Source organism: Paenibacillus sp. PL91 (assembly GCF_012935325.2).
GTDB lineage: Bacteria > Bacillota > Bacilli > Paenibacillales > Paenibacillaceae > Pristimantibacillus.
Map to the genome: position 1 here is coordinate 1 of NZ_JABBYG020000071.1, position 854 is coordinate 854.

Below are 854 nucleotides of genomic sequence, written 5' to 3' on the forward strand. Positions count from 1 at the left end.
CTTTCGGTTACAGGGCTTTTACCTGCTCTGGCGGGCCTTTCCAGACCTCTTCGCCTACCAAACACCTTTGTAACTCCATGTGAGACGTCCTACAACCCCAAGGAGCAAGCTCCTTGGTTTGGGCTAATCCGCGTTCGCTCGCCGCTACTGACGGAATCACTATTGTTTTCTCTTCCTCAGGGTACTTAGATGTTTCAGTTCCCCTGGTATGCCTCTTACTAAGCTATGTATTCACTTAGTAGTAACTGTCCATTACGACAGCTGGGTTTCCCCATTCGGAAATCCTCGGATCAATGCCTGCTTACGGCTCCCCGGGGCGGTATCGTTGTTCGCCACGTCCTTCTTCGGCTCCTGGTGCCTAGGCATCCTCCGTGCGCTCTTACTAGCTTAACCTAGTTCACAAACCAACCGAAGCTGGCTGTGCTTTATTTCTTACGCTAAAGGATGTTTCAGCAATTCTTTTCTTTCGTTATCCAGTTTTCAAGGTGCAAGTGTTTTGTGGTGAATTTGCTTCAGAGTAAATCTTCAGCAAAGACGCAACAAATGAAATTATTGGTGGAGCCAAGCGGGATCGAACCGCTGACCTCCTGCTTGCAAGGCAGGCGCTCTCCCAGCTGAGCTATGGCCCCATATTAGGTTACGAATTCCGAGAATTTTTAGTGGTGGGCCTTAGTGGACTCGAACCACCGACCTCACCCTTATCAGGGGTGCGCTCTAACCAGCTGAGCTAAAGGCCCTTAATTCTCATTGTTCGTATATAAAGGTGTATCAAACACCTGCTTGGCGACGTCCTACTCTCCCAAGACCCTGCGGTCTAAGTACCATTGGCGCTGGAGGGCTTAACGGTCGTGTTC

Annotated in this window: 2 tRNA genes and 2 rRNA genes; all 4 read right to left on the reverse strand. The window is 50.0% G+C overall.

The features are described from left to right. Positions 1-393 (reverse strand): 23S ribosomal RNA (locus HI950_RS35395); the annotation flags it as partial. A gap of 160 nt (positions 394-553) precedes the next feature. Continuing rightward, positions 554-629 (reverse strand) — tRNA-Ala (locus tag HI950_RS35400). Between the two features lie 31 nt (positions 630-660). After that, positions 661-737: transfer RNA gene (locus HI950_RS35405), tRNA-Ile, on the reverse strand. Positions 738-778: 41 nt separating this feature from the next. Further along, positions 779-854, reverse strand: a 5S ribosomal RNA gene (gene rrf, locus HI950_RS37330); the annotation flags it as partial.